Origin of the sequence: Rhodanobacter sp. MP1X3, from assembly GCF_014207165.1 — a bacterium.
Classification (GTDB): domain Bacteria; phylum Pseudomonadota; class Gammaproteobacteria; order Xanthomonadales; family Rhodanobacteraceae; genus Rhodanobacter.
Map to the genome: position 1 here is coordinate 441,136 of NZ_JACHCO010000003.1, position 9,682 is coordinate 450,817.

The window sequence follows — 9,682 nt, forward strand, 5'->3', positions numbered from 1 at the left end:
TCAGCGCCATCGATCATGGCCATATGGCACACGCGCTGCGACTGGCCGAGCTTGGGCTTTACACCACGCAGCCGAATCCACGCGTGGGCTGCGTCATCGCACAAGGAGACAGGGTCGTCGGCGAAGGCTGGCATCAGCGCGCCGGTGAACCGCATGCGGAAGTGTTCGCCCTGCGCGAAGCGGGTGAGCAAGCGCGTGGCGCGACCGCTTACGTCACACTGGAACCTTGCGCACATCACGGCAGAACGCCGCCATGCGCCGAGGCGCTGATCGCGGCGGGCGTGGCACGCGTGGTGATCGCCGCGGAAGATCCCTTCCCACAGGTCGCTGGACGAGGTATTGCCATGCTGCGCGAGGCTGGCATCAGCGTTGAAAACGGTTTGATGCGTGATGCCGCGCGCGAACTCAATATCGGATTCTTCAGCCGCATCGAGCGCGGCCGGCCCTGGTTGCGCATCAAGCTGGCGATGAGTCTGGATGCTCGCACCGCGCTGGCCAACGGCGAGTCCAAGTGGATTACCGGCGAAGCCGCGCGGGTCGACGTGCAGCGCTGGCGTGCGCGCAGCTCGGCCATCCTCACCGGCAGTGGCACAGTGCTGGCGGACAATCCGCGACTGACCGTGCGGTTGCCCGACGATCAGGTATTTACACCGCCGTTGCGCGTGGTACTGGATCGCCAGCGGCGCACGCCGGCAGACAGTCATGTACTGGACGGCAGTGTGCCGACTCTGATTCTTCACTCGGCGACGATCGCTGATTCCGCTGACGAAGGCGACGGACCCTCCAGTCCGTCTGAATACCTGTTCGTGCCGGAGCAGGGCAAGCTGCTCGACCTGAAGGCTGTGCTGACGCTGCTTGCCGAGCGCGGTTGCAATGAAGTCCAGGTGGAAGCCGGCCCGGTACTCTGTGGCGCGCTGTTCGCCGCCGGCCTGGTCGACGAGCTGTTGCTCTACATCGCACCGCTGCTACTTGGCGACAGTGCGCGACCACTGCTGCAACTGCCCACGCTAAGTGACATGGCCGACCGTTGGAAACTGCAGATGATCGAACAGCGCCAGGTGGGCAGCGACTGGCGTTGTCGCTTGCGTCCAATAAAAGTTGCTTGATTCAACGTTGCATCGTTGCCAACCAGGCCGATGACTATGGGTAGGGCGCATGATCGAGGTTTTACGCCTAGTGATAGGCACGCTTGAGATCGGTACTTAAAAAGCTATGCAAACCCCCTGCATATGGCAAATCTGGACTCTATCCACTGCTTTACGCCAATGGGCGCAGAGTCTGGTCCGTCAGCGTGCAAAGTCGATGCCGATCTTGCCGAAGTGCTTGCCCTGCACAAGATATTCGAACGCTTCGGTCAGCTTTTCGAAGCCGAACACGTCATCCAGTACCGGTACCAAATGGGTCGACTCAATGGCTGACACCATGCGTTCGTGTTCTTCCAGTGACGCCACCGAGATTCCCTGAACTTTTACACGTTTTAGGATGATCTTGGTCAGGGATATTGTGGCCTCGATGCCGCCCATGAAGCCCACCACACCCACGAAGCCATGCATGCTGACCGCTTCCAACGATTGTGCAAAGGTGGAGGCGCCCACCGTTTCGATCACGGCATCTACGCCGATACCGCCGGTAGCCTCGCGCACTATCGAGCCCCATTCGGGATGTTCCACGTAGTTGATGACGACATCGGCACCGAGCGTCTTCGCACGAGCCAGTTTGGCGTCGCTCGATGAAAGCAAGATCGCGCGTGCCCCGCGCAACTTGGCAAACTGTAGGGCGAACAGCGAGACGCCGCCGGTGCCGAGCAACAACACCGTCTGGCCCGTAGTAACGCGTGCCTGTTCCAACGCCGTCCATGCGGTGAGCGCGGCGATAGGCAGTGTCGCTGCCTGCAGGCTGGATAGATTCGAGGGTGCGCGTGCCAGCGAGTAGGCGTCGTAGCAGGTCAGCTCGCGCATCACACCCTCCTGAGGGCCGCCGATGTCGGCACCTTCCCACTCCGGTCGCATCGCGCCAGCGGTCCAGCGCGACTTGTAGAAAGTGGTAACGCGATCGCCCGGTTTGAAGCGCGTAACGCCGGTACCGACCTCAAGCACCGTGCCAGCGCCGTCAGAGACCGGCACGATTGGCAGATTCACGCCGCGGTAGAGCTGGCCGTTGACTAGCAAGTGATCGCGATAATTGAGCGAGGCGGCCTCCATCTTCACCAGCACTTCTCCCGGGCCAGGACGCGGGGCTGGTAGGTCGATGAGCTGCAGATGGTCCAAGCCGAAAGCGGTGAGTTGTTGGGCGCGCATGCTGATGCTCCGTGACATTAGGAATGGAGTCATGGTGGGCCCATTGTTCCTAGGTGATAATCCATCGAAACAACACATCTTTAGTTCACTGTATGAACAAATCGCTTGAGCTGACGCCGACCAGGTTGCGCGAGCTGCGTAGCTTTGCCATCGCGGCAAGGCGCCTCAATTTTTCGCAGGCGGCGCGCGAGGTCGCCTGCACGCCCTCAGTGCTGAGCCGGCGCATCGCGTCGCTAGAACAGGCTGTGGGTGGCAAGCTGTTCCTCCGTACTACGCGGCGCATGACGCTGACCCCGCGAGGCGCGCAGTTGCTGATGCATTGCGAGCGGCTGGAAGTGGTGATGACAGAGCTGGCCGCAGACCTTCGTCCACGTGGAGGTGAGCCTTCCGGGCGACTTTGCCTGCATCTGCCGAGCGCTTACGGACGTCATTGCATAGCGCCTTTACTGGCAACCTTCATGAAAAGGCACCCGCAAATTCGTGTGGAGGCGGTTTATGACGATGTCTATATTGATCTGGTCGCAGCGAAGATCGACCTTGCCGTGCGTATTGGCCGGTTGGCGGATACGCAGCTGGTGGCGCGCCGGCTAGGCACGATGCGCCGCTATCTGTGTGCCTCGCCAGCGTACATGCGGACGGCTCCGTCGCTTACAGATCCTGCTGACTTAAAGACACATCGTTGCATTGCCTTCAGCGGCTTGCGCACCGGCACATTGTGGCAATTCAGTCAGCAGCGCAGACGCAGCTCGGTACGTATCGATCCGGTACTGACCTGCAACGACTCCCAGGCCACACGAGACGCGATACTGGCAGGGGTTGGAATCGGGATCCTGGGCGACTACATGGGCGATCCTCTGGTGGCGAGCGGCCGGTTAGTTGAAGTGCTGCCGGAGTGGCAGCTTGCTAGCTCGCCGATCCAATTGTTGTGGCTTCCGGGCGCTGATAGTGCGCCCGCCTTGCGGCGGCTGATCGACTATCTGGTAGAGACGTTGCGACCGGTTGATAAGATCGTTTGACACACAGCGTCCTGCACCATGCACGCTGGCGGCCGCGGGCGAATCCAGAGATGGTGTTAAACTTCGTGAGCCGGTTCGCCGGCAAACACCATTAGCGTCTTCAGGGCGGGGCGAAATTCCCCACCGGCGGTAGGTTGAAGGGCGGTCTTTACGGAGGCTTTCCAACGACGAGCCCGCGAGCGCCTCGGCCAACTCCGTGAGGAGCTACACCGAGGGTCAGCAGATCCGGTCAGAATCCGGAGCCGACGGTTGGAAGCTGGCGACAGTTTCCAGAAAGTCCGGATAAAAGAAGACGGTCGAACGTGCAGCCTCGCGGTTGCGCGCCGACCTCGTGCCTTGGGGCGTTTCTTCGCATGTACTCAACGCGGGAAACGTTTCATGAAATTGATCCAGTTGTTCCAGTCGATCATCCTCTCGAGCATCCGCCTCCTGCCGGAGGTGCGCTGATGTTTACCGGCATTATTCAAACCGTTGGTCGTATCGCGCGGCTCGAACCGCGTGGTGGCGATGTGCGTCTGGCCATCGATACGGCCGGACTCGATCTCGCCGACGTGCAACTGGGCGACTCGATTTCCGTCTCTGGCGTATGTCTCACCGCGGTCACGCTGGAGACGCGCGGCTTCAGCGCCGATGTTTCCAACGAGACGTTGTCACTGACTACACTGGGCAAGCTGAAAGCCGGCGACCCGGTGAATCTGGAAAAGGCGTTGCGCCTGGCCGATCGTCTCGGCGGTCATCTGGTTTCCGGTCACGTCGATGGTTTGGGCAAGGTGGTGTCGATCACGCCGGATGGCCGTTCGCAGCGTTGGGTATTCGAAGTGCCCGCCGCGCTGTCGCGCTATATCGCTGCCAAGGGATCGGTCTGTATCGACGGCACCAGTCTCACTGTCAACGAAGTGGCCGGGCAGCGCTTCGGCGTCAACCTGATTCCGCATACCGTCGAAAACACCGCTTTCCACGCGCGTCGCGCCGGTGATGCGGTGAACATCGAAGTGGACGTGATCGCGCGTTACGTCGAGCGCCTGCTGACCAGCGGCGATGCGCCGAAGCTCGACGAGGCCTTTCTGAAACAACACGGCTTCGCCTGAGTTCAACGCTTCTAGTTCGCGATGCCTTTGGCGTCGCGCAAAAAAACCTGCAGGGAACACTCATGGCCTTCAATACCATTCCTGAAATTCTGGAAGACATCCGCGCTGGTCGCATGGTGGTGATCCTCGATGACGAGGACCGTGAGAACGAGGGCGATCTGATCATGGCTGCCGAGAAAGTGCGCGCCGAAGACATCAACTTCATGGTGCGCGAAGCGCGCGGTCTGGTCTGCCTGACGCTGACTGAACAGCGCACGCGCCAGCTTGGCCTGAAGCCGATGGTCAGTGACAACACCTCGCAATACCACACCAATTTCACTGTCTCGATCGAGGCGGCCGAAGGCGTCACCACCGGTATCTCGGCGCACGATCGCGCGCGCACCATCCAGGTGGCGGTGAAGCCCGATGCGAAGCCGCAAGACATCAACCAGCCTGGCCATATTTTCCCGCTGACTGCACAACCGGGTGGTGTACTCACACGCGCGGGCCACACCGAGGCAGGTTGCGATCTGGCTGGCCTAGCTGGGCTGGAGCCATCCGCCGTGCTGATCGAGGTGTTGCATGAAGACGGCTCGATGGCACGTCGCCCCGAGCTGGAAGTCTTTGCGGCCAAACACGGTTTGAAGATTGGCTCGATCGCCGACCTGATCCGTTATCGCCTGGAAACCGAAAAGACCGTGACACGTGTCTATGAGGACGAGGTGCAGACCGAATTCGGTCCATTCAAGCTGATTGCCTATCGCGACGCCATTCGCAAGGGCCTGCACTACGCGCTGGTGCGCGGCACCGTCGATGACGGCGCCCCCGTGCTGTCGCGCGTCCACGTGCGCAACACGCTTTCGGACGTGCTTCATCTGCAGCGCGACGATCTGGGCCTTACCGTCACCTCGGCCTTGCGCCGCATTGCCGATGAAGATCGCGGCGTACTGCTGGTGCTATCCGGCGAAGATACGCCCGAAGCGCTGCTGGCACGCCTCAACCGCCAGCCCACCACGCAGGCGCCTGAAGAAATGCAGCAACAGGAATGGCGCCAGCACGGCTTGGGTGCGCAGATCCTGGTCGATCTGGGCGTGCATCGGCTGCGCGTACTCGGCACGCCGCGCAAGCTGGTGGGCCTGGGTGGCTTCGGACTTGAGGTGACTGAGTACGTCTGAGCGCGACGCGCCACCGCAAATGCTCTTTGGTGCCCCGTTTTCAACATGCCGCAGGTACTGCTTACCGGCATACTCCAGCTTTCTCACCGACTGACCGTGACGATGACACATACAGCTGTCCGCCTGCTGGCCCCCTCCGGTTATCCGCACGATCGCGCTGCGATGGCGCGTGGCGTGACGCGTCTGCGTGAGTCGGGCTGCGAGGTGAGTGGACTGGATGTACTCGATCGCGTCGAGTTGCGTTATGCCGGCAGTGATGCGCAGCGCGCTGCCGATATCAACGCGCTAGCTTCGATGGATTCCCTGCCCGACATCGCACTCGCGGTGCGTGGGGGGTACGGTGCCACGCGCCTGTTGCCACATCTGCACTACGAGGCATTGCGCGAACGCTTGACCGGCAGCGATATCGTGCTGGTCGGTCATAGCGACTTCACTGCGATCCAGATGGCTCTGCACGCGAAGTGCGGGCTGCTGACTTTCGGCGGTCCCATGCTGGGGCCGGATTTCGGTGCCGAGGTCGCCAGCGATTTCACCTTGCAGCATTTCTGGAGCACCGTGCGCGCGCCGCAGTCTTCAGCCGCCTGGAGTACCAGCGATCAGGTCGATATTGACGTGGAAGGTCCGCTCTGGGGCGGCAATCTGGCGATGCTGTGCAGCCTGATCGGCACGCCGTATTTCCCGGCGATCGACGGCGGCATCCTGTTTGTCGAGGACGTCACCGAGCCACCGTTCCGCATCGAACGGCTGCTGTATCAGCTGCATTTGTCGGGTGTATTGGGTCGCCAGCGCGCGCTGTTGCTGGGTGACTTCACCCAGTGCAAGGCCAGCAGCTACGACAACGGCTACGACCTGACGCAAGGTTTCGCGCAGTTGCGTGGTGTGGTCGATATTCCGGTCATCGACGGCTTGCCGTTCGGCCACGAACCGAAAAAATTCACCTTGCCGTTCGGTGCGCCAGCGCGGTTGCGGGCGTCTGGCGGCAAGGCGCAGTTGGATTTCAGCGGTTATCCGCATCTCAAGCGCTAATGCCTGAATAGCCATCCGGCACCCGCAATCAAGCAGGAGTGCCGGCAAACCCGTAAAATACGCAGTCAGCCTGGACTGCGGTCCACCAAGGAATACGTAAATGAAGATCATCGAAGGCGATTTCGCCACACCCAAGGGCAAGTTTGCCATCGTCGCCGGCCGCTTCAACGGCTTCGTCGTCGAGCCACTGGTCGCCGGTGCGCGCGATGTGCTGGTACGCCATGGCGTGAAGGACGACGCGATTGAGCTGATCCGCGTACCGGGCGCCTGGGAGATCGCGCTGGCCGCCCACAAGCTGGCCAACTCCGGCAAGTACGCCGCAGTCATCGCACTGGGCGCAGTGATACGCGGCAGCACACCGCACTTCGATTACGTCGCCGGCGAGTGCGCCAAGGGTCTTGCCCAGTCCGCATACAGCTCCGGTGTGCCGGTGGCGTTCGGCGTATTGACCACGGACAGCATCGAGCAGGCGATCGAGCGCTCGGGCACCAAGGCCGGCAACAAGGGCGTCGACGCTGCACTGGCCGCGCTCGAGATGGTCAACCTGTACGGCAAGCTGTGATGGCACAGGCGCCGCAGGGCCTGGACATGGCCGCGCGTTCGCGCGCACGCCGTCGTGCGCTGCAGGCGCTGTATGCGTGGCAGCTCAGCGGCAGCCATATGAACGCGGTGATCGACCAGTTCCGCCACGAACAGGACATGGAAATTGCCGACCTCGAATACTTCGAGGATTTGCTGCACGGCGTGGAGAAAAACGTCGACGCGCTCGACGAAGCGTTGCGCCCGCATATCGACCGCGAGGTCGCACAGATCGATCCGATCGAGCGCGCTGCGCTGCGACTGGCCACGTATGAACTGAAGTTTCGCCCCGACGTACCGTATCGCGTGGTGATCAACGAGGCGATCGAAGTCACCAAGCGCTTCGGTGCCGATCACGGCCACAGCTATGTCAACGGTGTGCTGGACAAGCTGGCTGCCGAATTGCGTTCGGTGGAGAAGCGCGGCTGATGTCGGGCGCGGCCGGTAAGCACAACATGGCTGCGCCGGTGCTGGAAACCGAACGTCTGCGCCTGCGCGCGCATCGGGCGGATGACCATGCGGCGTTCGCGGCGACCTGGGCTGATCCGGCGGTATATCGCTTTCTCGGCGGCCAACCGGCTTCGCCGACTGATGCGTGGATGCGGTTGCTGCGCTACCCCGGCTTGTGGTCGTTGCTCGGTTACGGCTATTGGGCGTTGGAGGAAAAGGCCAGCGGCCAGCTGATCGGCGATATCGGTTACGCTGACTTTCGCCGCGGCATGACGCCTTCGCTGGATGGTATGCCGGAGCTGGGCTGGGTGCTGGCGTCGCGGGCACATGGCAAGGGCTACGCCAGCGAGGCGCTGGCCGCTGTGCAGACGTGGGGCGACAGCCATTTCGGCAAGCACCGCTCCTGCTGCATCATCGATCCGGAAAACGTGGCGTCGACGCGGTTGGCCGCGAAAGCCGGCTTCAACTTCTGGATGGAAGGCCAGGTTCACGGCTCTACCGTGCACGTCTTCACGCGCGATACGTAAACGCTACGCTGCCAGAGATAAGGAGATGGAATTCAGCCTGATCGAACGCATTCGCGCGCTCACCGAACAACCGCGTGACGACGTCAGACTCGGCATCGGCGACGACGCTGCCTTGCTGTCTGTTCCGGTCGGGCAGGACCTGGCCGTTGCTATCGACACGTTGGTTGAAGGTGTGCATTTTCCGCCCGGCACGGCGGCGGCCGACATCGGCTGGAAGGCGCTGGCGGTGAATCTCTCCGATCTGGCGGCGATGGGCGCAAGCCCTGCCTGGGCTCTACTGGCGTTGACTTTGCCGCAGCCGAATCAGGCTTTTGTCGAGGATTTTTCTCGAGGCTTCGCTGAGCTTGCGCGGCCGCACCGGCTGGCGTTGGTCGGTGGCGATACCACGCGCGGACCGTTGAGCATCAGTGTCGCGGTGCATGGTTTTGTCGCGCCGGAAAAAGCGCTGGTGCGCACTGGTGCGAAGGTGGGCGACGCGGTACTGGTGACCGGCACGCTGGGCGATGCAGCGGCGGGTTTGCATGCGCTGGGCAATCCATTCCAGGCAGACGATAAGCACAGCAGCGCGCGCGATTTTCTTGTCGCCAGGCTCAATCGGCCCACGCCGCAATTGGCTGCTGGTTCAGCGCTGCGCGGTCTGGCGCATGCCTGCATTGATATCTCTGACGGACTCGTAGCCGACCTCGGTCACATTTGCACGGCAAGCGGCGTTGCCGCGGAAATCGACACCGCGCTGATGCCGTTGTCGCCCGCACTGATGGCGCTTTACGACGATGCCAGCGCGCAGCAGTTTGCGCTCACCGGCGGTGACGATTACGAGCTGTGCTTCACCGTACCGATGGCACGGCTGGCTAACGTGCAGTCCGATCTTTCGCGTATCGGCTGCGGTTTTACGCGCATCGGCCGTATCGTCGAAGGTAGTGGCGTGAAAGTGCGTGGCGCGAATGGCGAATGGCTGGAAAGCGGGTACGCTGGCTGGGACCACTTCGCATGAGCACCAAGAAAACGCTCAGCGCCGAGCAACGGCGCGCGCTGCTCTCCACACCCGCCGGTTGGTTGGCCTGTGGTTTTGGTTCGGGCCTGACACCCGTGGCGCAAGGCACCTTTGGTTCGCTTGCCGCATTATTGCCGTGGCTGCTGCTGCGCAGCCTGTCGATGCCGCTTTACCTCTTGGTACTAGTAGTCGGTTTCGTCGTGGGCGTATGGGCCTGCGATGTCGCCGGTCGTGCATTGGGCGTGGACGATCACCGTAGCCTGGTCTGGGACGAATTCATCGGCCAGTGGATCGCGCTGGTCCCATTATTGATTCCAGCGCTGCTGCCGATTCGCCTGTCGATCTGGTGGCTACTGCTGGCTGGCTTCGCGTTATTCCGCCTGTTCGATGTGTGGAAGCCATGGCCGATCCGCTGGATGGATCGGCACCTCAAGGGCGGCATGGGCGTGATGGTGGATGATGTGGCGGCAGGGATTTTCGCGGCCATCGTGCTGGCGTTGGCGATGTATTCAAGTCGCTAGCAAAAACGCGCTTTTGCTCCGGTGGGGCGT

General features: G+C 61.9%; 11 protein-coding genes and 1 riboswitch. Of the genes, 10 read left to right on the plus strand and 1 reads right to left on the minus strand.

Translation table 11 applies throughout. The annotated features are described in order from the left end of the window. Window positions 1-23 precede the first annotated feature (23 nt). The gene (gene ribD, locus HDE79_RS11085) at window positions 24-1,106 is read left to right on the plus strand and encodes a bifunctional diaminohydroxyphosphoribosylaminopyrimidine deaminase/5-amino-6-(5-phosphoribosylamino)uracil reductase RibD (protein WP_184602130.1); all 1,083 of its coding nucleotides are present in this window, start codon (window positions 24-26) and stop codon (window positions 1,104-1,106) included. A 180-nt stretch (window positions 1,107-1,286) separates the two neighbouring features. On the opposite strand, the gene HDE79_RS11090 is transcribed toward ribD, so the two are convergent. Then, the gene (locus tag HDE79_RS11090) at window positions 1,287-2,297 is read right to left on the minus strand and encodes an NAD(P)-dependent alcohol dehydrogenase (protein ID WP_184602017.1); all 1,011 of its coding nucleotides are present in this window, start codon (window positions 2,295-2,297) and stop codon (window positions 1,287-1,289) included. A gap of 125 nt (window positions 2,298-2,422) precedes the next feature. Between HDE79_RS11090 and HDE79_RS11095 the strand changes: the two genes are divergently transcribed. The 9 genes from HDE79_RS11095 (at window position 2,423) to HDE79_RS11135 (ending at window position 9,652) form a co-directional block, all read left to right on the plus strand. Continuing rightward, the gene (locus tag HDE79_RS11095; RefSeq protein WP_255488375.1) at window positions 2,423-3,313 is read left to right on the plus strand and encodes a LysR family transcriptional regulator; all 891 of its coding nucleotides are present in this window, start codon (window positions 2,423-2,425) and stop codon (window positions 3,311-3,313) included. Between the two features lie 92 nt (window positions 3,314-3,405). Then, window positions 3,406-3,611, plus strand: a riboswitch (FMN riboswitch). 148 nt (window positions 3,612-3,759) lie between these two features. Then, on the plus strand, window positions 3,760-4,401 hold the full coding sequence (locus HDE79_RS11100) for a riboflavin synthase (protein WP_184602019.1): 642 nt from the start codon (window positions 3,760-3,762) through the stop codon (window positions 4,399-4,401). 62 nt (window positions 4,402-4,463) lie between these two features. After that, window positions 4,464-5,555 carry a bifunctional 3,4-dihydroxy-2-butanone-4-phosphate synthase/GTP cyclohydrolase II gene (gene ribBA, locus HDE79_RS11105; RefSeq protein ID WP_184602020.1) on the plus strand — a complete coding sequence of 364 codons (1,092 nt, stop codon included), beginning with the start codon at window positions 4,464-4,466 and terminating at the stop codon, window positions 5,553-5,555. 102 nt (window positions 5,556-5,657) lie between these two features. Continuing rightward, complete coding sequence (gene ldcA, locus HDE79_RS11110; RefSeq protein ID WP_184602021.1) at window positions 5,658-6,581, plus strand: muramoyltetrapeptide carboxypeptidase; 924 nt, start codon at window positions 5,658-5,660, stop codon at window positions 6,579-6,581. Window positions 6,582-6,681: 100 nt separating this feature from the next. After that, window positions 6,682-7,143: a 6,7-dimethyl-8-ribityllumazine synthase gene (ribE, locus tag HDE79_RS11115; protein ID WP_184602022.1), complete on the plus strand. Its 462-nt coding sequence runs from the start codon at window positions 6,682-6,684 to the stop codon at window positions 7,141-7,143. Beyond that, window positions 7,143-7,589, plus strand: a complete 447-nt coding sequence (nusB, locus tag HDE79_RS11120) for a transcription antitermination factor NusB (protein WP_184602023.1) — start codon at window positions 7,143-7,145, stop codon at window positions 7,587-7,589. Before ribE ends, nusB begins: the two co-directional genes overlap by 1 nt. Then, window positions 7,589-8,137 carry a GNAT family N-acetyltransferase gene (locus tag HDE79_RS11125; RefSeq protein ID WP_184602024.1) on the plus strand — a complete coding sequence of 183 codons (549 nt, stop codon included), beginning with the start codon at window positions 7,589-7,591 and terminating at the stop codon, window positions 8,135-8,137. Before nusB ends, HDE79_RS11125 begins: the two co-directional genes overlap by 1 nt. Window positions 8,138-8,162: 25 nt before the next feature. Further along, on the plus strand, window positions 8,163-9,131 hold the full coding sequence (gene thiL, locus HDE79_RS11130; protein ID WP_184602025.1) for a thiamine-phosphate kinase: 969 nt from the start codon (window positions 8,163-8,165) through the stop codon (window positions 9,129-9,131). Continuing rightward, complete coding sequence (locus tag HDE79_RS11135) at window positions 9,128-9,652, plus strand: phosphatidylglycerophosphatase A (protein ID WP_184602026.1); 525 nt, start codon at window positions 9,128-9,130, stop codon at window positions 9,650-9,652. The genes thiL and HDE79_RS11135 overlap by 4 nt, the downstream gene beginning before the upstream one ends. The last annotated feature ends 30 nt before the right edge of the window (window positions 9,653-9,682 follow it).